Below are 22425 nucleotides of genomic sequence, written 5' to 3'. Positions count from 1 at the left end.
ACCGCTGTGACCTGCGCAACCCCCGCGTCACCGCGATTTTCACCGGCGACGCAGCAGCCACCCGAGCAACGCCGCCACCCCTACCGCCACCAGCAGCCCGGCCACCGTGGCCAGCTGGTAGCCGGCGTCTCCACCGAGCTCCCCGAACCCCATCAGCAGCACCCCGAGCACCGACGCGGCCAGCAGCACCAGGGCGGCCCGCAGCAGCCACCGCGTGATCAGCACCGGGTCGACCACCGCGTCGTACGGCAGCAGCGCGGCCAGCGCGCAGAGCGTGTGCCCCAGGTAGAGCACCCCGGCCAGGGCCAGCAACCGCCAGAGCGTGACCGGCCGGCCGTAACCGTCGGTGGAGATCAGCCACCCACCCACCGTGACCAGCGCCGCGAAAGTCGGCCAGACCCGGCGCGGGCCGACCGCCGGTAGCAGCGCCACCAGCACCAGCGCGCCGAGCTGCTGCCCGGCCAGCACCTCCGCCGGGAAGGCCAGCACGAAGCCGGCCAGCACGGTCAGGTAGACACCGGCCCGGATCAGCAGCGGCGTCAGGCTGATCCGCCTCGCCGCCGACCGCAGCGCCCGGACCCGTTCGGTGACGGTGTCGATCATCGCGGCTCGCCTCCGTCCCCCGGCCGGCCATCGACCCGCACGGCGCTCACCGGCCACCCACCCGGGGGGCAGTGGCGAGCCGGGCGACGTCCCGCAGCACCTGGTCCAGGCTGCCCGCGCCGGCCCAGCGGACCACCGGCACGCCGTGCTCGCGCAACTGCGCGATCATCGTGTCCCGGTCCAGCCGCCACAGCCGGTAGGCCACCTCGGCCCAGCCCCGGTCCTTCGGCGGCGCGAGGTCGGCGGGGAGCGTGTCCACCGCCACCACGAACCGGCCGGACCGGGCCAGCCGGGCCAGCATCTGCGCCGACCGCTCGTCGAGCAGCGGAGTCAGCACCACCACGAGCGCGTCGGCGGAGAGCAGTTGCGGGCCGAAGACCTGGTCGTACGGCTCGTGCGGGCTCGCCTCGACCCGGACGTCGAGCAGCCACTCCAAAACCGTCAGGTACTGCCGGCGGCCGGCCCCCGGGCGCAGCCGGCGCGCCGCCGGCCCGTACTCGAGCAGCGACACCCGGTCTCCCCGGTGCAGGTAGTGCTCGGCGATCGCCGCCGACGCCCGCACGGTGGTGTCCAGCACCGAGGCGGCGCCGGAGACGCCGCCCGAGCGACCGGCCTCGGCCAGCACGTCGAGCAGCACGACCACCTCGGCGTCCCGGTCGGAGAGGGTGGCGGCCACGTGCAGCTGCCGGGCCCGCAGCGAGACCCGCCAGTCGATCCGGCGCAGCCGGTCACCGGGGGCGAAGACCCGCACGCCCGCCAACTCGCCGCCCTCGCCGGGTCGCCGGGAGTGGTGCGCGCCGACCAGGCCGGCGGCCCGGGGCATCGCCTCCACCGCCTCGAACGGCTCCGTCTTCGGGTAGACCCGGACCCGGACCGGATCGGTGATCACCGCGCGGGAGACCAGCAGCCCGCCGGCGGTGGCGACCCGGGCGCCGGCCGGACCGACCGGGTGCCGCCCCCAGCGCAGCGCGCTACCGGAGAGTTCCAGGTCGATCGCCGAGGCGGTCGGCACCGACGTCACGAACGGTCGGTCGGCCACCGAACCGCCGCCGGCCGCCCCGGCGCCAGCGAAGCCCACCCGCTCGATCCGCAGCCAGGGTGAGACCCGGGTTCGGAGCACGACCAGCTCGTAGGCGACGACGTCCGGGTTGCCGACCGTCACCGCGCCGGTCAGCTCACCCCCCTCGACCAGGTGGCCGTCGTCGGCCTCGACCCACACCTGCGGCAACGCGACCGGCCGACGGCGCAGCGCGTACGCGGTGCCGAGCGCGAACGGGGCGGCCAGCACGATCAGATCGATCCGCCCGAGCACCACCGCGGCCACCAGCAGCAGGCCGGTGAGCAGCACGGCGCGGCCGAGCGCCCGGGTGGGCGTCCAACCGGTTGCCGCAGCTGGCTCCTGCCCCGGCACGCTTCGCTGTTGCGGCACGCTCGGCACGGTCATCAGCGCGCGGGCCGGCCGGCCGCGTAGCTGGGCAGCGCGCCGCTGGCCGGCGCCGGAGTGCCTTCGAGCACCTCACCCACCACGAAGGACGGGTCGACCCGGCGCAGCCACATCTCCGGACGCAGCGTGATCCGGTGGGCCAGCGCCGGTGCGGCGACCTCCTTGACGTCCTCCGGCACCACGTAGTCCCGTCCGGCGAACACGGCCCGCACCCGGGACAGCAGCAGCAGCGCCAGCGAGCCGCGCGGTGAGGCGCCGACCAGGACCGACGGGTGCTCCCGGGTGGCCGCGGTCAGCGAGACGATGTACCGGCCGACGGAGTCCTCGACCACCACGTCCTCCAGCGCGGCCTGCATCGCCCGCAGGGTCGCCGCGTCCACCACCGGCTTGATCTCGGCCTCCTCGCGGCGGCGGGCCATCCTCCGGCGCAGCACCTCCCACTCCTCCTCGTGCTCGGGGTAGCCGAAGGAGACCCGGAGCAGGAAGCGGTCGAGCTGCGCCTCGGGCAGCGGGTAGGTGCCCTCGTACTCGATCGGGTTGGCGGTGGCCAGCACGTGGAACGGCTCGTCCAGCCGGTAGGTGACGCCTTCCACCGAGACCTGCTTCTCCTGCATCGCCTCGAGCAGGGCCGACTGGGTCTTCGGCGGGGTCCGGTTGATCTCGTCGGCGAGCAGCAGGTTGGTGAAGACCGGGCCGGCCCGGAACGCGAAGTCGCCGCTGCGCTGGTCGTAGAGGAAGGACCCGGTCACGTCGGCGGGGAGCAGGTCCGGGGTGAACTGGAGCCGGCGGAAGTCCAGCCCGAGCGCCTGGGCGAAGGAACGCGCGGTGAGCGTCTTGCCCAGGCCGGGCAGGTCCTCCAGCAGGACGTGCCCGCCGGCCAGGATCCCGGCGAGGACCAGCTCCAGAGCGTCCCGCTTGCCGACCACGACCGAGCCGACGGCGTCCAGCACCGCCCGGGCCAGCTGGCCGACCTCGGCGGCGGGCATGCTCCGGTCCACGTCGTTCATCAGATCTTCTCCAGTTCGGCGACGATCGCCGCGAGATCGCGCGGCGACGGGGTGCGGCGGGGCGGGGTCTCCAGGAACGTCCAGAGCCGCTCTCCCAGCAGACTGCGGGCGCGGGCCGGATCCGAATCGCGGGTCACCCCGTGCTTGAGACGAAGTCGCTCGTCGGCCAGTTCGCCGAGCCGGGGCAGGACCACGCCGGTGAACCGCTCGGGCCGGGTCGCCGACCAGTCCAGCGGCACCTCCCAGCCGTTGATCGCGGTCCGCAGCGCGTCCCGGGCGCTCCAGTTCCAGGTGCCGTCGTCCGCGGCGGTCACCGGCGCCCGGGTGCCGACCGGAGGTGGCGGCGTGGGCGCCAGCGCGGCGACGACCCGGCGCACCAGGAACAACGCGACCACCCCGGCGATCAGGATCAGCAGCGACACCCGCAGGCCGACCGCGCGCAGGCCGACGACGAGCACGACCACCACCGACGCGACGCCGGCGAGGGTGCGCAGCACCTGCCCGACCCGGCCGACGCGGTCGCGATCGTCCGGCCGGGAGCGTTCCTCCTCGAAGCTGAGCAGGTCGTCGATGCTGGCGCCGCTGCTCACGACGACACCTCACCCGGTGTCGTCGCGGTCAGCTCGCCGCGCAGCCGGCGCAGCGCGGCTCGCGCCTGGTCGCGGGTGCTCTCGTCGACCGGCCGGGTGGCGTAGCGGGCCTCCCGGTAGACGTGCGCGAACTCGGCGAGCACGTCGGCGCTGACGATGGCCGGCACCCCGGCCGAGGGGTCACCACGCAGCAGCCGGGTGACCAGGTCGGTGGGGGTGTCGCCGGCCAGCCGAGGGACGCCGGCCGCCGCGGCGGCCTCCTCCAGGCGTACCCAGCAGGCGATGACCGCGACCCGGGGGTCGGTGTCCTGGTCGTCCAGGTCGATGAGGCCGGCGTCCAGGGCCGCCACCACGTCGCGGGTGGCGCCCGCTGCGGAGCGCCGGTGCCGCTGCTTCGGCAACGCCCGGCTGGTACGGCGCAGCGCACCGCGGATCAACACCCAGGTGAGGTAGCCGAACGCGCCGAGGACGGCCAGCCCGAGCAGGACGAGCGCGGCGGTGACCATCCACTGTGGGATCTGCGGCGGATTGAGGTCGCGCGGCTCGGCCGGGATCGACTGCTCAGGCTCCACCGACGGGTATTCGGGCACCCACGGAATGTTCTCGGCGGCGGGCGGAATCCGGCTCGCCCCGATCGACGAGTGCGACGCGGCGAGCGCGGCCACGGCGAGCAGCAGGGCCACCAAGCCCACCGGCCACCAGCGGCGCACCAGGCCCAGGCCGGCCCCCGGCTCGCCGTCGCCCGCCGGGGGGTACGGCGTGGGCCGGCGCGTTCCGTCCGTCATCGCCACCACCCCACGCAGGTCAGTCCACTCCGGCCAACTGCTTCGCCCGGGCGAACACATCGTCCAGCATTCCTGGTGTCAGCCGTCCCGTGAAGGTGTTCTGCTGGCTGACGTGGTAGCAGCCGAGCAGATCCGGTGCGGCTGTGCCGGACCAGTGTGCCCCATGGGTGAAGACCGGTCGCGGGCTGGGCGGACGGAGTCCGTACACCTGGCGCAGCGTCGGCCACCACGCGGCCCAGGCGAAGGCGCCCAGCGCGACCACCACCCGCAGCGTGGGCCGGATCAGCGAGACCTCGCGGTGCACCCAGGGTGCGCAGGTGTCGCGCTCCTGCGGCGTCGGTTTGTTGTCCGGCGGTGCGCAGCGCACCGCGGCGAAGATCCGGGTGTCCCGCAGGGCGAGCCCGTCGTCGGCGGCGACACTGGTCGGCTGGTTGGCCAGCCCGGCGCGATGCAGCGCGGCGAAGAGCACGTCGCCGGAGCGGTCGCCGGTGAAGATCCGGCCGGTGCGGTTGCCGCCGTGCGCGGCGGGTGCCAGACCGAGGATGCCGATCCGCGCGTCCGCGGCACCGAAGCCGGGCACCGGTCGGCCCCAGTACCGCTGGTCGCGGAAGGCCGCTCGGCGGGTCCGGGCGACCTCCTCCCGCCAGTCGACCAGCCGCGGGCAGGCGAAGCAGTCGCTCACCGCCGCGTCGAGGTCGGCCAGGTCGGTCGCCCGCGCGGCGCGGGCGACCACCTCCTCGGGGGTACGCGGCTCAGCCAAGCTTCGCCCGGAACAGTTCCAGGGTCCGCGCCCACGCGGTGGCGGCGGCGCGCTGGTCGTAGTTCTCCGGCCGGTCCTCGTTGAAGAAGGCGTGCGCGGTGCCCGGGTAGTCGTAGGTCTGGCAGTTGCCGCCGGCGGTCTCGATGGCCAGGCGTACGGTCTGCACGCCCTCGTCGGCCGAGGTGCCGTCCGCTTCGGAGCAGTGGATGATGGCGGCCTTGCCCGCGTAGTCGGCCCACTCGGGACGCATCCCGTCCCACGGCAGCCGGGGGTAGAAGGCCGCGGTCGCGACGATCCGCTCGGACCGGGTCGCCGCCCAGAGGGCCAGGCTCGCCCCGGCGCAGAACCCGGCGCACCCGGCCTTGCCGGTGACCTCGCTGCGGCCGGCCAGGTAGTCGGCGGCAGCGGCGATCTCCGTCGCCGCCTCGTCCATCTGCGCGCTGTTCAGCATCTGTCGCGGCTCGGTCGGCTTGCTGGCCGGCTCGCCGTGCCGGAAGTCCGGGGCGAGCGCGACGAAACCCGCCTCGGCGAACCGGTCGACGACCGACCGTACGTGCGGCACCAGGCCCCACCAGTCCTGGATGACGATGACCGCAGGGCTGGCCGCACCGCCGGAGGGTATCGCGAGATAACCCTCGCTCGTACCGCCGTTGCTGCGGTAGCTCACCATTTCGCCCATTGGCCGTCCTCCTAGCGGTCAGTCATCGTTGGCTGGTCGCCCAGTGCCGGTAGCCTGCCACGCCGCGCCCGCGCCGGGAAGATGCCGGAACAGTGGCATTCACCTCCCGTTCGCCCACGGGTGACGCTGGGTACGCCGACGGCGGCGCGGAGGATCTCCGCGCCGCCGTCGGCGGTGGCTGTGGCCGGGCTCCGGCCCGGCCGGTGGGTGTGCCGGCTCAGGCCTTCTTGGTCAGGCAGAGCAGGTACCCGGTCTTGCCCGGCTCGATGCTGTAGAAGAGGTAGCCGTCCTCGTTCTCCTTGATGTACTGCTCGCACGCGGTGCCGGCCTTCGCCTGCGCCTCGGTCTGCCCGTCGACCCGGCCGACCACGTTGTACGCGGCCTCGGTCGAGGTGCAGTCGACGACCTTCGCGTTGTCGACCTCCTCCTCCTCGGCGCCGGTGACCTCGGGCAGCTCGGCGATGCAGTCGCCGGCCTTCGCCTCGGCGGTGGCGTCCTTGTCGAAGAAGTTGCCGATTGCGCTGGCCAGGCCGAACTTGAGACCGGCGATGACCAGGAAGACGACGATCGCGCCGACGATGCCGAGCGCCTTCTTGGCACCGGACTTCTTCGCCTCCGGCTCGGCCGGCGGCGGCGCCTGCACGGCTGGCTGGGGCTGCTCGGCGTCAGCCGAGGGGGGCGGTGCGACCTGCTCTGACACGAGGGTTCCTTCCGAGGGGTTGAGGAGCAGACGACACCGTAACGATGATCAACCGCGCCCGCCGCCCCGCTGGCCTCATCCGTTCAGCCATTTCCCAGCTTCGGGTGCTAGCAGGCACTCCCGGTCACCGGCGGGCGGTGACCGGGAGTGCCGGCGAGAGGTCAGCGGGTGGCGGTGGGGGTGGGCTCCGGCGTGTCGGTGGGAGTCGCCGTGGCCCCCGGACTTGCCGTGGCGCCGGGAGTCGCGGTCGCGGCCGGGTCCGCGCTGCCGGTCGGCTCGGGCGTATCGGTGGGCGCCGGAGTGGCCAGCGGCGGCAGGACCGGTGTCGGGGCGGGCCCGGCCGGGGCCCGCGGCGCGAAGGGCGCCTGCTCCGGGCAGTACGGGTAGGGGCGCAGCAGCGGGTTGTTGCCGTTCGGGTCCCGCTCGTCGACGCAGTCCGGGTAACCGAGCCGGATCGGGTCGCCGTTCTGGTCGAAGAGCCGGGCGTTCTCCACCAGCCGACCCTCACTGTCGTAGACGAACACGTCCCGCACCCGGTCGTACGGGTTGTTCACCGCGATCTGGTCGTAGGGGTAGTAGCCGGCGCGATCTTCGGCACTGGCCAGTGCGGACAGCGCGAAGACGGCGAGCACCAGACTGCTGGCGTGCAGCGCCCAGCGCGGCCAGCCGCGCAACCGCTCGGAGCGGCGGCCGAGCCACAGCGACCCGAGCACGAGGCCGACGAGCATCACCAGGCCGGCGAGGAGCTCACCGCCGAAGCGGGGCAGCAGACCGAAGGTGCCGCCCGTGGTCACCGCGGTGACCAGCATCGCGGCGAGGTAGCCGCGCAGCACCCACCAGGCCGGGCGGAGCAGCCGCAGGAACTCGCTGGCGGTCGGGTAGCCGAAGGGCGGGCCGAGCCGGGTGTCCACGGCGTGCAGCCGGCCCCGGGCGCGGAGCAGGGCGGCGGCCACCCGTCGCTCCACGTTGCGACCGGCGACGCTCTGCGCGCCGGCCGCGACCCGCAGCTCGACGGCGTACGCCTCGGGCTGACCGAGCCGGTCGACCAGCGAGCCGTCGGCTTCGGCGGCCACCTCGGCGAGGTGTTCCGGCAGGTCCTCGGTCAGCTCGTCGCGGACTGCCGGCGGCAGGTCGGCCAGCGCTGCCCGGACCCGTCCGACGTAGTCCGCGATCTCCTGCTCCGTGACGGTCATGCCGCCATCCCCCGATCGTCGAGCAGTGTGTCCATGGTGGTGGCGAACGAGCGCCAGAGCTTGCCGGAACGGGTCAACTGATCCCGGCCGGCCGCGTTCAGCGAGTAGTACTTGCGGTGCGGGCCGGACTCGCTCGGCACGACGTAGGTGGTGAGCAGGCCGGCGGCGAAGAGCCGGCGGAGTGTGCCGTAGACCGACGCGTCGCCGACCTCCTCCAGGCCGGCCTCGCGCAGTCGACGCAGGATGTCGTAGCCGTAGCCGTCCTCCTCGCGGAGGACGGCGAGCACCGCGAGATCCAGCACGCCCTTCAACAGCTGGGTGGTGTCCACGCAAGGCACACTACTGTGCGATGCGCAGTACCGTCAACGAAAGACTAGCGAGCGGCGAGTCTCGGCGGAACCGGCGTGCAAAGTGCGACGCAGCGCTCCGGAACCTTCGTGCAGGTCTGCTCGCTCGGCGGGCGGGCGGGTCGGCGGCACACCCGGCATGGGCGCGCGGAGGCCGAGCAGTGGGCGGACATCAGCCGCTCGACCGACTTCCCGTCGTAGCCTCACCCGTCGCGGAGGGCGCGGCCGGCTACTGGAGGCTCCAGGCGATGCCGTCGAGGATGTCGTGCTCGGAGGCGACCACGGAGGGCAGGCCGGCCCGCTCCATGATCACCCGGAGCACCAGGGCGCCCGCGCCGATCACGTCGGCCCGTCCCGGGTGCATCACCGGCATGGCCAGCCGCTGCTCGCGGGTATTGCCGAGAAGGTCGGCGGTCACCTCGGCCACCGCCTCGTAGGAGACCCGGGCGTGATGGATCCGCGCCGGGTCGTACGCCCGCAGCCCCTGGGCGATGGCGACCACGGTGGTGACCGACCCGGCGAGCCCGACCAGCGTGGCGGCCTCGCGCCCGGGTACGACGGCGAGCGCCCGGTCGACCGCGACGGTGATGTCGGCCCGCGCGGCGGCGATCTCGTCCAGCCCCGGCGGGTCGCCGTGCAGGTGCCGCTCGGTCATCCGGACGCAGCCGATGTCCACCGACAACGCCGCCTGCACGCCGCCGTCCCGGGTGCCGACCACGAACTCGGTCGAGCCGCCCCCGATGTCCACCACCAGGTACGGCGGTTCGGCGCCGGCGGGCAGGCCGCGCACCGCCCCGGTGAACGAGAGCCGCGCCTCCTCGTCGCCGGTGACCACCTCGGGGGCGACCCCGAGGGTCTGCCGCACCATCGTCCGGAAGTCCTCGGCGTTGGCGGCGTCCCGGGTCGCCGAGGTGGCGACCATCCGGACCCGCTCGGCGCCGAGCTTCTCGATCTCGCCCGCGTAGCTGGCCAGCGCGACCCGGGTGCGCTCGATCGCCTCCGGCGCGAGTCGACCGGTCCGGTCCACCCCCTGGCCCAGCCGAACGATCTCCATCCGGCGGCTCACGTCGGCGAGCGGCGCCTCCGGCCCGGCATCCGGGTCGGGCAGGTCGGCCACCAGCAGCCGGATCGAATTGGTCCCGCAGTCAATGGCGGCCACGCGCGTCGTCACGTCCGCCACCCTACGACAGGTCGGCGGGCCGACTGCCGTACCGCTCCAGACGGCGCCGGCCGACCGGCGATCGTGCCGGCACCCCGGTCAGGCCGGCAGGTCGGTCACGCCAGGTCAGCATCACGCTCAGCGACCGTCGCTCGCCCGAGCAACCGCCCCCACACAGCCTTTGCTCTGCTTCACTCCCGGCAACACTAGCCCTGAGCAGGGGAACGGCTCTTGACCATCGCCCGGCAGCCATCACCGATCGTTACTGTTTCCGTCGCTGAAGCAGAGCAAAGCGTCGGAGACAGGGCGGTGGTGGCCGGGGTCGACCTCACCCTCCGCGACCACCACGCGCCGGCGGCGATCGTCGGCTCAGAGACGCAGCAGCATCCGGGAATTGCCCAGGGTGTTCGGCTTGACCCGCTCCAGGTCGAGGAACTCCGCGACACCCTCGTCGTAGGAACGCAGCAGCTGCTCGTAGACCGGCTGCGGCACGGGCGCGCCGTCGATCTCGGTGAAGCCGAACGAGCCGAAGAAGCGCGTCTCGAAGGTGAGCACGAAGATCCGGGCCACCCCCAGCTCACGGGCCGCGTCGATCAGCTCGCCGACGATCCGGTGCCCGATCTTCCGGCCCCGGCAGGACGGGTCGACCGCGACCGTGCGGATCTCGGCCAGGTCCTCCCACATCACGTGCAGCGCGCCGCAGCCCACCACCGTGCCGTCGTCGGCGCGTACCGCGACCCGGAACTCCTGCACATCCTCGTAGAGGGTGACGGTGGCCTTGCTGAGCAGCCGCCGGTCGTCGGTGTAGGTGTCCACCAGCCGGCGGATCCCCCGCACGTCCCCGGTGCGGGCCCGCCGGACCACGATCTCGTCCTCGGCGGCCCGGCCCGCCGGCCGTTCGACGGGGGCGCTCATTCCGTTGCCGGCACGTCCACGCAGGGCCCCGCCGTCCACCAGGGCTCGATCAGCGCCAGCGTCTCGTCACCGAACGGGTTGACCCCGGGCCCGGCGCCGAGCGCGTGCCCGAGGTGGACGTGCAGGCACTTCACCCGGCCGGGCATACCACCGGCGGAGATGCCGGCGATCTCCGGCACCTCGCCGATCGCCTCCCGCCGGGCCAGGTAGTCCTCGTGCGCGGCGCGGTAGTGGGCGGCCAACTCCGGATCGGCGGCCAGCCGCTCGGCCATCTCCTTCATCAGCCCGGCCGACTCCAGCCGGCTGCACGCCCCGGTCGCCCGCGGGCAGGTGAGGTAGTAGAGCGTCGGGAAGGGGGTGCCGTCGGAGAGCCGAGGCGTCGTCTCGACCACGTCGGGGAGGCCGCACGGGCAGCGGTGGGCCACCGCCCGGGTGCCGCGGGGCGGGCGTCCGAGCTGCGCGGCCACCGCGGCCAGGTCGGCCTCGGTGGCCGGCTCCCGCTTCGGCGGGGGTACGGAATCCGCCGCCGACTCCTGCGGTGGTACGACAGTCACGGTGCCCATCTCTCGTTCGGTGCTCGACTGGTGCTCAGCTGGCGGGCTGCTCGCCGTTGGCGGCCCGGACGCTCGACCACAGGGTGTCGTACCAGGGGTCGGGCGTGGTCGGCGCGCCGGGGGCGGAGCGGCCCGCGTCCCGGGCGGCGCCCTCCGGGTCGTTGAGCAGAATCACCAGCTTCTCGCCCGGCCGGCCCATGTAGAACCGCTCCCGGGCCTTGGTCTCGATGAAGGCCGGGTCCTGCCACTTCGCCGCCTCGGCCGACAGGTCGGAGATCAGCTTCTCCTGCGCCGCCTGGGCGGCCTCCATCCGCTCGATGTCGGCCTGCTGGTTCAGGTAGACCCGTACCGGAAAGGTGTATGCCAGGGCGAGCGCGATGAGCACCGCGAAGAGCACGGTGGCCCGCCCGGTGAAGCGTCGGGGGTGGGGTGCGGAGAGCCGCTTGACCGAGCCGCCGGCAGCCGTACGCCGGGCGGCGGCGGGCCGGCTCGCGGAGCGTACGCCCTCGCTGCCCCGCGCGGCGCTCGGCGCGCGACCGGCCGCGCCGCGCGGCTCGGCACGCACGCCGGCCTCCCGGAGCGGCGCCCGGGCGCTGCGGGCCCCGCCCGGCCGGCCGGACTGGCCGGGCCGGCGGGCGGGACGCTGACCACCCGGTGTGCGGCGCTGCTGCATCGTCACACCCCTCCCCCGAGGCTTCGCGCTCTCAGGCCGAACGGTAGCGCGGGAAGGCGCCCGCACCGGCGTACCGCGCCGCGTCGGCCAGTTCCTCCTCGATCCGCAGGAGCTGGTTGTACTTCGCCACCCGATCCGAACGGGCCGGGGCGCCGGTCTTGATCTGGCCGCAGCCGGTGGCCACCGCGAGGTCGGCGATGGTGGTGTCCTCGGTCTCGCCCGAGCGGTGGCTCATCATGCACTTGAAGCCGGCCCGGTGGGCCAGGTCCACCGCGTCCAGGGTCTCGGTGAGCGAGCCGATCTGGTTGACCTTCACCAGCACCGCGTTCGCGGCCTTCTCGGCGATGCCACGGGCGATGCGCTGCGGGTTGGTGACGAAGAGGTCGTCGCCGACGATCTGGACCCGGTCACCGATCGACGCGGTCAGCGTCTGCCAGCCGGTCCAGTCGTCCTCCGCCAGCGGGTCCTCGATCGACACGATCGGGTAGTCACCCGCCAGCTTGGTGTAGTAGTTGCTCATCTCCTCGGCGGACTTCGCGGCGCCCTCGAAGGTGTAGGTGCCGTTGTCGAAGAACTCCGTCGCCGCCACGTCGAGCGCGAAGACGATGTCGGTGCCGAGCCGGTAGCCGGCCTTCTCGACCGCCTCGGCGATCAGGTCCAGCGCCGCGGAGTTGGTGGGCAGGTTCGGCGCGAAGCCGCCCTCGTCACCCAGGCCGGTCGAGAGGTCCTTCTTCTTCAGCACCGACTTCAGCGCGTGGTAGACCTCGGCGCCGGAGCGGAGCGCCTCGCGGAAGCTGGGCGCGCCGATCGGCGCGATCATGAACTCCTGGATGTCGACGTTGGAGTCCGCGTGCGCGCCACCGTTGAGGATGTTCATCATCGGCACCGGCAGCAGGTGCGCGTTCGGGCCACCCAGGTAGCGGAAGAGGCTCAGCTCGGCGCTGCCGGCCGCCGCCTTCGCCACCGCGAGGGAGACCCCCAGGATGGCGTTCGCGCCCAGCTCGGACTTGGTGTCGGTGCCGTCGATGTCGAGCATCTTCTGGTCGATCAGGCGCTGCTCGCTGGCCTCGTAGCCGATGATCTGGTCGACGATCCGGTCCTCGACGTTCGAGACCGCCTTCTCGACGCCCTTGCCCTGGTAGCGGTCGGCGTCACCGTCGCGCAGCTCGATCGCCTCGAAAGCGCCGGTGGAGGCGCCGGAGGGCACCGCGGCGCGGGCCACCGTGCCGTCGTCCAGGCCGACCTCGACCTCGACGGTGGGGTTGCCCCGCGAGTCGAGAATCTCCCGGGCGACGATTCCCTCGATGGTTGCCACTGAGTCGCTCCTCGTATGTGTGTTTCCGGTGCGAGCCGCGACGGTGCGGCTGAGGCAGGTGTTGAACGCAGCGTATCGGGCGGCGCTCGGGCGCGGGCCGTCCGGGCGCGCACGAGGCCCGTCCGGTCGGCCGCGGCCCGGCCCGAGACCTGCCCTCGGCGGCGGCTTACCCGGACATTCCCGGATTCTCGGGCGCCAACCGGCAACGGGTTTGCGTAGCACGGACCCGATCTATCAGGCTGGGCGGCATGCCCGCCGCCTCGACCACCCTCCGCATGCTCGCCGTGTCGGTCATCGCGTCGCTCACAGTTACCGGCTGTCAGGCCCTCGACGATGCCGGACGGTCGATCGGGCGGGCCGATCTGGTCAACGACTTCGCCGCCCGGCTGGACCGGTCGCTGGAGCTGACCTACTCGGCCGACTACCAGCTCCCGGGCGGGCAGACCGCCTCCATCGCGCAGGCGCAGGACCCGGCCCGCTCCGCCTACCGCTACCCGGGTGGCAGGCTCACCGTCACCGCCGACGCCACCGCCCAGTGCGAGGCGACCGGCGGCAGGACCATCTGCACGCTGGTGCCGCCCCCGGCGCCCGGCAGCAAGCCCGCCGTGACGGTCTTCGCCGAGGCCAAGCGGCGTGGCCTGGTCACCCCACCGGTGGTCGTGGGGATGCTGACCACCGCCGCGCTCGACCCGGAGGCGGTCATCGAGCAGAGCGACACCACCCTGGCCGGACACCACGCCACCTGCATGGATGTCGAACAGGCGGCCGGTGACTTCTCCGCCTGCATGACCACCGAGGGAGTGCTCGGCAGCTTCACCGGCGAGGTCGACGGCAAGCCGATGGAGCTGACGCTGAGCCGCTACTCCGACACCGTCGACGGCGCCGCCTTCGACCTGCCGTCCGGGGCCGGCGTGGTGGACCGGCGTACGACCACCTCGTGACCGACGGTTCCCGCTTCGTGCCCGGCGCGGGACATCCCGGGCCACCCGGACCGGATCATCCCGCGCTGCTGGTGGCCGGCCGCAAGCTGCTGCTCGGCCCGGACGGGCGGTTGAACCGGATCGCCGACCTGCCCGGCGATCACGACTGGGTGCCGATCGGCACGCTCGACGACGTGCCGGTCTGGGCCGCCGGCCGGAGCAAGGCCGGTGCCGGCCGCTGGGTCAGCTGGCGGAGGCTCGCGGCCGAGCTGCCCGAGCCGCTGGCCGCGCTCGCCGGGCGGGCGTTGCAGGTGGTGACCTGGCGGCACAGCCACCGTTGGTGCGGGGCCTGCCGGGCCGAGCTGGCCGACGTGCCCGGGGAGTCCGCCCGCCGCTGCCCCGACTGCGGCCTCTACGTGCCGATGCGGCTCTCCCCCGCGGTGCTGGTCGCGATCACCCGACCCGGAGCCGCCGGCCGCCCCGACGAGCTGCTGCTGGTCCGGCACTCGTACGGGCCGACGGAACTCTGGGCGCTGGTCGCCGGGTTCGTCGAGGCGGGCGAGACGCTGGAGGCCGCCGTGCACCGGGAGGTCGGCGAGGAGGTCGGGCTGACCGTCGACGGGCTGACCTACTTCGGCAGTCAGCCGTGGGCGATGTCCGGCCCGGGGGTGCTGCTCACCGGCTTCACCGCCACCGCCGCCGACCCGGCCGCCGAGCCGGTCGTGGACGGGCGGGAGCTGGTGCAGGCCCGCTGGTTCCCGCTGGACGCGCTGCCGGCCGAGCTGCCGCCCGCGTACTCCATCTCCCGCTGGCTGATCGACGCGACCGCGACGGGCGCTCGGCGCTGATCCCCCGGCTTCGCGGCCGGTCCGACCGGCGGCCCGGCCGAGGGTGGCGACCCGGCCGACGGGTGACGGTCAGAGACCGAGCAGGGTGCGCAGGTGGCGCGGGGGCGGGCAGTCGTGCGCGAGCATCGCGTCGTGCCACTCGCGCACCGACACCCCGTCCGGCCGGGCCGCGGCGATCTCGGCGACCTCGCTGTAGCCGACGAAGTACGTGGAGAGCTGGGTCGAGGTGAGCAGCGCCCGGCGCCACTTGCCCGCCGCCTCGCCCTCCTCCTGGAACCCGCGCTCGGTCATCAGCGCCATCGCCTCGGCCTCGGGCAGCTCCTCGCAGTGCACCAGCTGGTCGAGCAACGCATTGATGGTCATCCGCAGCTGCATCTTGAGCTGCTGCAACCGCACCGGCAGGCCACCGAAGCCGAGCCCGGCCATCAGCTCCTCCGCGTAGACCGCCCAGCCCTCGATGAACGGGCCGGACCTGGCCAGCGCCCGCACCCGGGTGCCGCCGGCGTACCGACGGGCGTGCGCGAGCTGGAGGAAGTGCCCGGGCATCGCCTCGTGCACGGTCAGGTTGCGGATCATGTGGTCGTTGTACTCGCGGTAGAACGACTCGACCCGGTGTGCCGGCCACTCCGCCGGGGTGGGCGCGATGCAGTAGAAGGTCGGCACGTCCGCGGTCTCCAGCGGGCCGGGTGAGTCGCAGTAGGCGACGGCCACGCCCCGGGCGAACGCGGGCATCTCCTGGATCACACACGGGTCGTCGAGCAGGGTCACCAGGTCGTGGGCGCGGACGAAGTCGGTCGCCTCGTCCAGGGTCACGCCGGCCAGGTCGACGATGGTGTGGTCGTCCGGGTGCTCGGCCGCGAGCAGGTTCAGCGCGCGGCGGACCGTCTCGTCGTCGGCCGGGCCACCGACCAGCTCGACCGCCGCCTCCCGGATCTCCGCGGTGACCCGGTCGAGGTTGGCCCAGGCGCGGCGGCGGATCTCCGGTGCGCCCAGCTCGGTGTCGAGGGTGTGCCAGAGCCGAGCCTCCCAGCGACGCCGGCCCAGGCGCGGATCACGCCCCGGGCCGGCATCGGTGGCCAGCCCGATCCGCAGCCAGGCGACGAACTCCTCCAGCGCGGCGATCGCGGCGGTGGCGGCCGGCTCGACCAGACCGTGCAGCGCAGGGACCTGAGCGAGCAGCGCCGGTACCTCGTCGCGGATCAGCGCGGCGGCGCCGGTGAACTGCCCAACCGCCGTCTCGGCGTGGATCCGGGGCATGTCGCGCAGCGTCCCGCGGGCGATCGCCAGCGCGTCCGGCACGGCCGCGAGCCGCCCGGCCAGCTGGGTCAGCCGCACCTCGGCCGGGGCGTACGGGCGGGCGACCAGCGCGTGCAGCAGCGGGCCGGGGTTGTGCCGCAGCGGATCCCACTCGTAGCCACGGATCTCGGTCAACTCGAACATCTCCCGGTCGACCAGGGCGCTGAGCAGCGCGTGGTCGACCTGCTCCTCGACCTCCAACGCCTCCGGGTCCAGCTCGGAGAGCGCGTTGGCCGCGTCGGTGAGCATGGCTCGGTCGGCGGCGCGCCCGTCCGGGGAGAAGTCGGGCAGCCGGTCGTCGTAGCGGTGGTCGCCGGCCGACGTGGCCAGCCCGGGCCGGCTCTCCAGCAACGCCTCAACAATCCGCTCAGCGAGCGGCACGAACGATTCCACCCACCGACCCTACCGGCCCCACCACCTGGTCGCCCGGCACACGTTGATCATGAGTTGTTGCCAGGAACACCGGCGTGTCCGGGCGACACGTTCATGATCGATCTACTGGTCGGGTTGCGGGTCGGGGGGTGGGGATTCGGCGGCGCGGACGGCGTCGGCGTAGGCGAGGGCGGCACGGCGGAGAGCCGCCTCGGGGTCGAGGTCGGCCTCGCGGGCGGCGGCGACCGTGGCCAGCAGGCCGGCGCCGAGCCGGGCCTCCGGATCCACCTGGGACTCCGCCAACGGTGGCGGCACGGCCAGGCCGACCCGTCCGGCGCGCTCCAGGATCTTCGCGGCCAGGGCCAGCGCGGGCTGGCTCAACGCGATGCCGTCGAGCACCGAACCCCGCGCCTTCTCGGCCCGCTTGATCCGCTCCCAGTTGGCGGTGATCTCGTCCAGCGTGCCCACCTCCGCCCCGGCGAAGACGTGCGGATTGCGCCGGATCATCTTGTCGACCAGCCCGCCGGCCACGTCGTCGACGTTCCACCGCTCGCCCTCGGGCAGCTCCTCGGCGAGCCGGGCGTGCAGCACCACCTGGAGCAGCACGTCGCCCAACTCCTCGCGCAGCGCGTCGGTGTCCCCGGCGCTGATCGCGTCGTACGCCTCGTAGCACTCCTCCAGCAGGAAGCCGGCGAGGCTCTGGTGCGTCTGCGCCCGCTTCCACGGGTCACCGCCCGGCGAGGCCAGCCGATCGAGCACCGCCACCGCGTCGAGCAGCCGGGCGCCGGGCGGATCCCACGAGCCGTACATCAGCTCCAGCTCGGCCAGGCCCGGCTCCCGGGCCAACCGCAGCCCCAGCTCCCGGGCGAGCGACTCGTCACCCGCCGGCCCGGCCAGCCAGACCGCGGTGCCGTGCGCCGCCACCGCGTCCAGCAACGCCTGCGTCGCCGGGCCGTCCACCACCGTGACCTCGGCGCCCGCCGCGCGCACGGCCACGGTCAGCTCGCTCTCCGCACCGGTGAGCACCGGCGCGGACCGTACGACGTCCCAGGCGGCCGCGGTCAGCAGCCCGGCCGGCAGCCGGGGCGAGGTGACCAGCAGGACGATCCGTGCCGACATCTCAGCTTTCCGTGCCGGCCGTCGCCTCGTCGCTGGCCGCGGCCTCGTCGCTGGGCACCGCCTCGCCGCTGGGCCCCGCCGACGGGACCGGCTCCGGGGTGGAGATGTCGGTGACCGGGCCGTCCCGGTTGATGTATGGCAGCGAGTAGAAGATCAGCGACTGGCCGGAGCTGACCACGGAGGGCACGCCGACCGGACGGTAGCGCGGGTTGATCGAGGCGTCCGCCCGGCTGGCCTCTTCCTGAAGCGCGGTGCTGAGCGCCGAGGCGGCGCGAACGAAGCCGCCGTCGCCGAACGCCTGCCGGACCTCGGCGACTGAGAGCCCGCTGTCGATCGCCCCAGTCTTGGCGATCGCCTGGTAGACGGCCATCATCGAGTCGTCGCTGAGGTCGGCCGGCGGGAGCTGCTGGCTGAGCGCCTGGGAGACGTCGATCCACTCGCCCCAGAGCTTGGTGTACTCGGCCGTGGCGGGTACCCGCAGGCTCTGCTGGAGCTGCTCCGGGCTGACCGCGTCGGGCACCTGGAGGTTCTTGGCGGCCACCACCCGCTTGCCCAGCTCCAGGCTGACCAGCAGGTTCAGCACGTCCTGACGCGTCACAGTGGAGCGAAGCTGCTCCGGCGACGGGCTGACACCAGCCTGAGCTGCCTCGAGGCGCACCGCCTCCCCGAACTTCGCCTGCGCGTCGTCGTAGACCGCGTCCACCCGTTTGGTCGACCAACTGGTGTCACCGACGTACGCGGCGACGTCGGGGGCGGACTTCCCGCAGGCGGCGAGGGAGAGGGCACCGAGGGCCGCGAGGCTGGCGGCGGCGATCAAACGGCGAGCACGCATGACCGCCACTCTCTCATGCCGCAACCCCGCCTGTGACGCCCCCCACCCTGGCCCCGCCGCCCGGCACCCCACTTCGGTGATCATGAAGCTGTAGCCGCGACACGCCGGCTCGCCGGGCAATAACTTCATGATCAACGCCGGGCGCCGGGCGCCGGCGTCAGGCGCCGGGCGTCAGGCGGTGGCCAGGGCGGGTTGGCCCAGGACGTCGGTGAGCAGCTGGGCGCACCACTCCAGCAGGGCCTGGTCGCGCAGCGGCTCGCCGCCGATCCGACGGGTGCTCGGCCGCGGCACGCTCACCTGGTCGGTGGCCTGCTTGTAGACCGAGTCCGGGTGGTAGCGCTTGAGCCGCAGCTGCTTCGAGTCGGGCAGCGGCAGCGGACCGAAGCGCAGGTGCTTGCCCTGCATCGAGACGTCGGTGAGGCCGTACCGGCGGGCGAGCAGCCGGAACCGGGCCACCGCGACCAGGTTCTGCACCGGCGCCGGCGGCTCGCCGTACCGGTCGGTCATCTCGGCGACCACCTCGCGCAGCCGGTCGTCGTCGCGCGCCTCGGCGAGCTTGCGGTACATCTCCAGTCGCAGCCGTTCCACCGCGACGTAGTCGTGCGGCAGGTGCGCGTCGACCGGCAGGTCGATCTTGACGTCGACCTCCTCCTCCGGACGCTCACCCTTGAACGCCTGCACCGCCTCGCCGACCATCCGCACGTAGAGGTCGAAGCCGACGCCCTCGATGTGCCCGGACTGCTCGCCGCCGAGCAGGTTGCCGGCGCCCCGGATCTCCAGGTCCTTCATCGCCACGTACATGCCGGCGCCCAGCTCGGTGTGCTGCGCGATGGTGGCCAGTCGCTCGTGCGCGTTCTCGGTGAGCGGCTTGTCCGCCGGGTAGAGGAAGTACGCGTACGCCCGCTCCCGGCCCCGGCCCACCCGGCCACGGATCTGGTGCAGCTGGGACAGGCCGAGCAGATCGGCGCGCTCGACGATGAGCGTGTTGGCGTTCGGAATGTCGATGCCGGACTCCACGATCGTGGTGCAGACCAGTACGTCGAACTCCTTCTCCCAGAAGCCGACCATGACCTTCTCGAGCGCCTCCTCACCCATCTGGCCGTGCGCCACCGCGACCCGCGCCTCGGGCACCAGCTCGCGGATCCGCCGGGCCGCCCGATCGATCGACTCCACCCGGTTGTGCAGGTAGAAGACCTGCCCGTCGCGGAGCAGCTCCCGGTGGATGGCGGCGGCCACCTGCCGATCGTCGTACGCCCCGACGGCGGTGAGCACCGGGTGCCGCTCCTCTGGCGGGGTGGCGATGGTGGACATCTCCCGGATGCCGGTGATCGCCATCTCCAGCGTCCGCGGGATCGGGGTGGCCGACATGCTCAGCACGTCGACCGAGGCACGCATGGACTTCAGGTGCTCCTTGTGCTCGACGCCGAACCGCTGCTCCTCGTCGACGATGACCAGCCCGAGCGACTTGAACCGGGTGGCGGCCTGGAGCAGCCGGTGGGTGCCGATGACGATGTCGGCGGTGCCCTCGGCCGCCATCGTCAGGGCCTGCTCGGCCTCCTTCGGCGTCTGGAACCGCGACAGCTGCCGGATCGTCACCGGGAACTGACCCATCCGCTCGGCGAACGTGTTGTAGTGCTGCTGCACCAGGAGCGTGGTCGGCACCAGCACGGCCACCTGCTTGCCGTCCTGGACGGCCTTGAACGCAGCCCGCACCGCGATCTCGGTCTTGCCGTAGCCGACGTCGCCGCAGATCAGCCGGTCCATCGGGACGGTCTGCTCCATGTCCCGCTTGACCTCTTCGATGGCGGCGAGCTGGTCGGGCGTCTCCTGCCAGGGGAACGCGTCCTCCAGCTCACGCTGCCACGGGGTGTCCGGGCCGAACGAGTGCCCCTTGGACGCCTTGCGGGCGGCGTAGAGCTGGATCAGCTGCGCGGCGATCTCGCGGACCGCCTTGCGGGCCCGGGCCTTCGACTTCTGCCAGTCCGAGCCGCCCATCTTGTGCAGGGTCGGCTGCTCGCCGCCGACGTACCGGCTGAGCTGGTCGAGCTGGTCGGTGGGGACGAAGAGCCGGTCGCCGGGCTGGCCGCGCTTGCTGGGGGCGTACTCGATGACCAGGTACTCCCGGGAGGCGCCGTTGACCGTGCGCTGCACCAGCTCGACGTACCGGCCAATGCCGTGCTGCTCGTGCACCACGTGGTCGCCGGCCTTCAGCTCCAGCGGATCGATGGTGTTGCGCCGCCGGCTCGGCATCTTGCGCATGTCGCGGGTCGAGGTGCCCCGCCCACCGGTGATGTCGTTGCCGGTGAGCAGCACGAACCGGGACGACTCGTCGACGAAGCCGGCGCCCAGCGAGCCGCAGGTGACCAGCACCTCGCCCGCGTCGGGCGCGACCGGCACGGTCTCGGTCAGCCGGGCGCCCAGCCCCGCGTCGCGCAGCACCTCGACGGCGCGCTGGGCCGGGCCGTGCCCCTCGAAGACCAGCGCGATCGACCAGCCCTCGCCGGCCCAGCGCTTCAGGTCGTCGACCACCCGGGCGGTCTCGCCGTGGTAGAGCGGCGCCGGCTGGGCGGCTAGCGACACCGCGATCGCGTCGTCCGGGGTGACGCTGACCGCCTCCGGCTCGTCCTCCCAGGGCTGACGCGCCGCGGTGGCCGCCGGCTCGGCCAGGCCGAACGGGGAGAGCGTCCACCACGGCTGGCCCAGCTTGCCGGCCGCCGCGCGTACCTCGGCGAGGCTGCGGAAGGCGGCGGCGCCCAGGTCGACCGGGGCCTGGCCGCCGACCGCGGCCGCGGCCCAGCTGGCCTGGAGAAACTCCTCCGAGGTACGGACCAGGTCGTGGGCCCGGGTGCGGATCCGCTCCGGGTCGCAGAGGAGTACGTGGGTGCCGGCCGGCATGGTGTCCAGCAGCAGCTCCAGGCTCTCGTCGCCGAGCAGCGCCGGAACCAGCGACTCCATCCCCTCGACCGGGATGCCTTCGGCGAGCTTGTCCAGGATCTCGAGCAGCTCCGGGTGCTGCTCCCCGAGCGCCGCGGCCCGCTCGCGCACCTCGGGGGTGAGCAGCAGCTCGCGGCAGGGCGGCGCCCAGAGCTGGGCGACCTGCTCGATGGTCCGCTGGTCGGCGACGGCGAAGGTACGGATCTCCTCCACCTCGTCGCCCCAGAACTCGACCCGCGACGGGTGCTCGTCGGTGGGCGGGAAGACGTCGAGGATGCCGCCGCGGACGGCGAACTCGCCGCGCTTGGTGACCAGGTCGACCCGGGCGTACGCCATGTCGGTCAACCGGCGGGCGACCTCTTCCAGGTCGGCCTCCTCACCGGCCGCGAGCTGCACCGGCTCCAGGTCGCCGAGGCCCTTGAGCTGCGGTTGCAGCAGCGAGCGCACCGGGGCCACGACCACCCGCAGCGGACCGGTACGGCCGTGCGCGTCGACCGACTCCGGGTGCGCGAGGCGGCGCAGCACGGCGAGCCGCCGGCCGACCGTGTCCGACCGGGGCGAGAGCCGCTCGTGCGGCAGCGTCTCCCAGGACGGGTAGACCGCCACCTGCTCGGACGGCAGCAGGCTGCCCAGCGCGGCGGCCAGGTCGTCGGCCTCCCGGGTCGTCGCGGTGACCGCGAGCACCGGCCGCCCCGCGCCACCCTGTCGCGCGCCACCCTGCGGCGCACCGCCTGTTTGCCCGGCACCGCCTGGTCCGCCGGCCTCGGCGGCGTCCGCGGCGACGGCGGCGACCGCGAAGGGACGCAGCGCCGGCGGGGCGGTGATGTCGAGCCCGTCGACCTGCGCGGCACCGGTGCGCGCCAGGTCACGCGCCCGGGCCAGCCCGGGGTCGGCCAGCGCGGCGGAGAAGAGTCCGGTGAGCATGCGAATCACTTCCAGGGGAGTCGGTGCACACGACAGATCCCCCGCGTCCGGCCGGACGGGGGGTGCACGTCTGCCAGCCTATCTCCGCCGGCCGACACCCACCCCCTTCCCGCCCAGGCCACGCCCGCGCGCCCCGCGCCCCGCGCCCCGCGCCCCGCGCCCCGCGCCCCGCGCCCCGCGCCCCGCGCCCCGCGCCCCGCGCCCCGCGCCCCGCGCCCCGCGCCCAAGATCCGCACAACTTCCGTGAAGTTGGGGCCTCCGACAGGCCGCGACACCACTGTTTCCCGGAAACTGTGTAGATCTTGGCCTGGCCAGGCCAGCCGCGCCCCGACCCGGCCCCCGGCCCGGCTCGACCCGGCTCGGCCCGATCCCCGGCCCGGCTCGGCTCAGCCCGACCCCCGGCTCGGATCGGCTCGGCTCGGACCGACTCGGTTCGGGCCGGCTCGGCTCGGACCG

21 protein-coding genes and 1 pseudogene are annotated in these 22425 nt (G+C 73.7%); 3 read left to right on the top strand and 19 right to left on the bottom strand.

Annotated elements, in window-relative coordinates:
- Nucleotides 1-39 precede the first annotated feature (39 nt).
- The 10 genes and pseudogenes from AB0C04_RS05505 to AB0C04_RS05460 all read right to left on the bottom strand — a co-directional run bounded on the left by AB0C04_RS05505 (nucleotide 40) and on the right by AB0C04_RS05460 (nucleotide 8090).
- Complete coding sequence (locus tag AB0C04_RS05505; protein ID WP_357048651.1) at nucleotides 40-603, bottom strand: hypothetical protein; 564 nt, start codon at nucleotides 601-603, stop codon at nucleotides 40-42.
- Between the two features lie 46 nt (nucleotides 604-649).
- Nucleotides 650-2047, bottom strand: a complete 1398-nt coding sequence (locus AB0C04_RS05500; RefSeq protein WP_357048649.1) for a DUF58 domain-containing protein — start codon at nucleotides 2045-2047, stop codon at nucleotides 650-652.
- Nucleotides 2047-3054 (bottom strand): MoxR family ATPase, encoded by a 1008-nt coding sequence (locus AB0C04_RS05495; protein ID WP_350867256.1) that lies wholly within the window; start codon nucleotides 3052-3054, stop codon nucleotides 2047-2049. The genes AB0C04_RS05500 and AB0C04_RS05495 overlap by 1 nt, the downstream gene beginning before the upstream one ends.
- Nucleotides 3054-3644 (bottom strand): hypothetical protein, encoded by a 591-nt coding sequence (locus AB0C04_RS05490; RefSeq protein WP_357048645.1) that lies wholly within the window; start codon nucleotides 3642-3644, stop codon nucleotides 3054-3056. Before AB0C04_RS05490 ends, AB0C04_RS05495 begins: the two co-directional genes overlap by 1 nt.
- Nucleotides 3641-4429 (bottom strand): DUF4129 domain-containing protein, encoded by a 789-nt coding sequence (locus AB0C04_RS05485; protein ID WP_357048642.1) that lies wholly within the window; start codon nucleotides 4427-4429, stop codon nucleotides 3641-3643. Before AB0C04_RS05485 ends, AB0C04_RS05490 begins: the two co-directional genes overlap by 4 nt.
- A 19-nt stretch (nucleotides 4430-4448) precedes the next feature.
- Entirely contained in the window at nucleotides 4449-5162 is a 714-nt protein-coding gene (locus AB0C04_RS05480) for a uracil-DNA glycosylase (RefSeq protein WP_357049148.1), read from the bottom strand.
- Between the two features lie 19 nt (nucleotides 5163-5181).
- Complete coding sequence (locus AB0C04_RS05475; protein ID WP_357048639.1) at nucleotides 5182-5868, bottom strand: dienelactone hydrolase family protein; 687 nt, start codon at nucleotides 5866-5868, stop codon at nucleotides 5182-5184.
- A gap of 217 nt (nucleotides 5869-6085) precedes the next feature.
- Nucleotides 6086-6478, bottom strand: a pseudogene (locus AB0C04_RS05470) (hypothetical protein); the annotation flags it as partial.
- Nucleotides 6479-6729: 251 nt separating this feature from the next.
- Nucleotides 6730-7761, bottom strand: a complete 1032-nt coding sequence (locus AB0C04_RS05465) for a hypothetical protein (RefSeq protein WP_357048636.1) — start codon at nucleotides 7759-7761, stop codon at nucleotides 6730-6732.
- Complete coding sequence (locus tag AB0C04_RS05460; protein ID WP_091394259.1) at nucleotides 7758-8090, bottom strand: PadR family transcriptional regulator; 333 nt, start codon at nucleotides 8088-8090, stop codon at nucleotides 7758-7760. Before AB0C04_RS05460 ends, AB0C04_RS05465 begins: the two co-directional genes overlap by 4 nt.
- Nucleotides 8091-8165: 75 nt before the next feature.
- On the opposite strand from AB0C04_RS05460, the gene AB0C04_RS05455 reads away from it, so the two are divergent.
- Entirely contained in the window at nucleotides 8166-8309 is a 144-nt protein-coding gene (locus tag AB0C04_RS05455) for a hypothetical protein (protein ID WP_357048633.1), read from the top strand.
- 28 nt (nucleotides 8310-8337) lie between these two features.
- On the opposite strand, the gene AB0C04_RS05450 is transcribed toward AB0C04_RS05455, so the two are convergent.
- The 5 genes from AB0C04_RS05450 to eno form a co-directional block, all read right to left on the bottom strand.
- Nucleotides 8338-9267, bottom strand: a complete 930-nt coding sequence (locus tag AB0C04_RS05450) for a Ppx/GppA phosphatase family protein (RefSeq protein WP_357049145.1) — start codon at nucleotides 9265-9267, stop codon at nucleotides 8338-8340.
- Between the two features lie 369 nt (nucleotides 9268-9636).
- Nucleotides 9637-10182, bottom strand: a complete 546-nt coding sequence (locus AB0C04_RS05445; protein ID WP_357048630.1) for an amino-acid N-acetyltransferase — start codon at nucleotides 10180-10182, stop codon at nucleotides 9637-9639.
- Nucleotides 10179-10736, bottom strand: coding sequence for a DUF501 domain-containing protein (locus tag AB0C04_RS05440; RefSeq protein WP_350868764.1), 558 nt, complete (start codon nucleotides 10734-10736; stop codon nucleotides 10179-10181). The genes AB0C04_RS05445 and AB0C04_RS05440 overlap by 4 nt, the downstream gene beginning before the upstream one ends.
- 34 nt (nucleotides 10737-10770) lie before the next feature.
- Nucleotides 10771-11409: a septum formation initiator family protein gene (locus tag AB0C04_RS05435; protein ID WP_357048625.1), complete on the bottom strand. Its 639-nt coding sequence runs from the start codon at nucleotides 11407-11409 to the stop codon at nucleotides 10771-10773.
- A gap of 31 nt (nucleotides 11410-11440) precedes the next feature.
- Complete coding sequence (gene eno / locus AB0C04_RS05430; protein ID WP_357048622.1) at nucleotides 11441-12724, bottom strand: phosphopyruvate hydratase; 1284 nt, start codon at nucleotides 12722-12724, stop codon at nucleotides 11441-11443.
- 248 nt (nucleotides 12725-12972) lie between these two features.
- Here eno and AB0C04_RS05425 point away from each other — a divergent pair, with 248 nt between their 5' ends.
- Nucleotides 12973-13665 carry a hypothetical protein gene (locus AB0C04_RS05425; protein ID WP_357048619.1) on the top strand — a complete coding sequence of 231 codons (693 nt, stop codon included), beginning with the start codon at nucleotides 12973-12975 and terminating at the stop codon, nucleotides 13663-13665.
- Nucleotides 13662-14492, top strand: coding sequence for an NAD(+) diphosphatase (gene nudC, locus AB0C04_RS05420; protein WP_357048616.1), 831 nt, complete (start codon nucleotides 13662-13664; stop codon nucleotides 14490-14492). Before AB0C04_RS05425 ends, nudC begins: the two co-directional genes overlap by 4 nt.
- Nucleotides 14493-14561: 69 nt before the next feature.
- On the opposite strand, the gene AB0C04_RS05415 is transcribed toward nudC, so the two are convergent.
- From AB0C04_RS05415 to mfd, 4 genes are all read right to left on the bottom strand, one after another.
- Entirely contained in the window at nucleotides 14562-16181 is a 1620-nt protein-coding gene (locus AB0C04_RS05415) for a DUF885 domain-containing protein (RefSeq protein ID WP_357048613.1), read from the bottom strand.
- A 102-nt stretch (nucleotides 16182-16283) separates the two neighbouring features.
- Entirely contained in the window at nucleotides 16284-17279 is a 996-nt protein-coding gene (locus AB0C04_RS05410) for a nucleoside triphosphate pyrophosphohydrolase (RefSeq protein ID WP_357048610.1), read from the bottom strand.
- Between the two features lies 1 nt (nucleotide 17280).
- Nucleotides 17281-18111 carry a hypothetical protein gene (locus tag AB0C04_RS05405; RefSeq protein WP_357048607.1) on the bottom strand — a complete coding sequence of 277 codons (831 nt, stop codon included), beginning with the start codon at nucleotides 18109-18111 and terminating at the stop codon, nucleotides 17281-17283.
- Nucleotides 18112-18282: 171 nt separating this feature from the next.
- Entirely contained in the window at nucleotides 18283-21969 is a 3687-nt protein-coding gene (gene mfd, locus AB0C04_RS05400; protein WP_357048604.1) for a transcription-repair coupling factor, read from the bottom strand.
- Nucleotides 21970-22425: the final 456 nt, after the last annotated feature.

It is taken from the genome of Micromonospora sp. NPDC048909 (genome assembly GCF_040649635.1).
Lineage (GTDB): Bacteria > Actinomycetota > Actinomycetes > Mycobacteriales > Micromonosporaceae > Micromonospora.
The sequence above is the reverse complement of the archived record's forward strand: the minus strand, read 5'-3'. Positions and strand labels throughout refer to the sequence as shown.

Excerpts from the sequence above, each read along its gene's own strand:
- AB0C04_RS05505 (WP_357048651.1), bottom strand. The coding sequence starts at position 603 with ATGATCGACACCGTCACCGAACGGGTCCGGGCGCTGCGGTCGGCGGCG.
- AB0C04_RS05500 (WP_357048649.1), bottom strand. The coding sequence starts at position 2,047 with ATGACCGTGCCGAGCGTGCCGCAACAGCGAAGCGTGCCGGGGCAGGAG.
- AB0C04_RS05495 (WP_350867256.1), bottom strand. The coding sequence starts at position 3,054 with ATGAACGACGTGGACCGGAGCATGCCCGCCGCCGAGGTCGGCCAGCTG.
- AB0C04_RS05485 (WP_357048642.1), bottom strand. The coding sequence starts at position 4,429 with ATGACGGACGGAACGCGCCGGCCCACGCCGTACCCCCCGGCGGGCGAC.
- AB0C04_RS05475 (WP_357048639.1), bottom strand. The coding sequence starts at position 5,868 with ATGGGCGAAATGGTGAGCTACCGCAGCAACGGCGGTACGAGCGAGGGT.
- AB0C04_RS05465 (WP_357048636.1), bottom strand. The coding sequence starts at position 7,761 with ATGACCGTCACGGAGCAGGAGATCGCGGACTACGTCGGACGGGTCCGG.
- AB0C04_RS05445 (WP_357048630.1), bottom strand. The coding sequence starts at position 10,182 with ATGAGCGCCCCCGTCGAACGGCCGGCGGGCCGGGCCGCCGAGGACGAG.
- AB0C04_RS05435 (WP_357048625.1), bottom strand. The coding sequence starts at position 11,409 with ATGCAGCAGCGCCGCACACCGGGTGGTCAGCGTCCCGCCCGCCGGCCC.
- AB0C04_RS05425 (WP_357048619.1), top strand. The coding sequence starts at position 12,973 with ATGCCCGCCGCCTCGACCACCCTCCGCATGCTCGCCGTGTCGGTCATC.
- AB0C04_RS05410 (WP_357048610.1), bottom strand. The coding sequence starts at position 17,279 with ATGTCGGCACGGATCGTCCTGCTGGTCACCTCGCCCCGGCTGCCGGCC.
- AB0C04_RS05405 (WP_357048607.1), bottom strand. The coding sequence starts at position 18,111 with ATGCGTGCTCGCCGTTTGATCGCCGCCGCCAGCCTCGCGGCCCTCGGT.
- mfd (WP_357048604.1), bottom strand. The coding sequence starts at position 21,969 with ATGCTCACCGGACTCTTCTCCGCCGCGCTGGCCGACCCCGGGCTGGCC.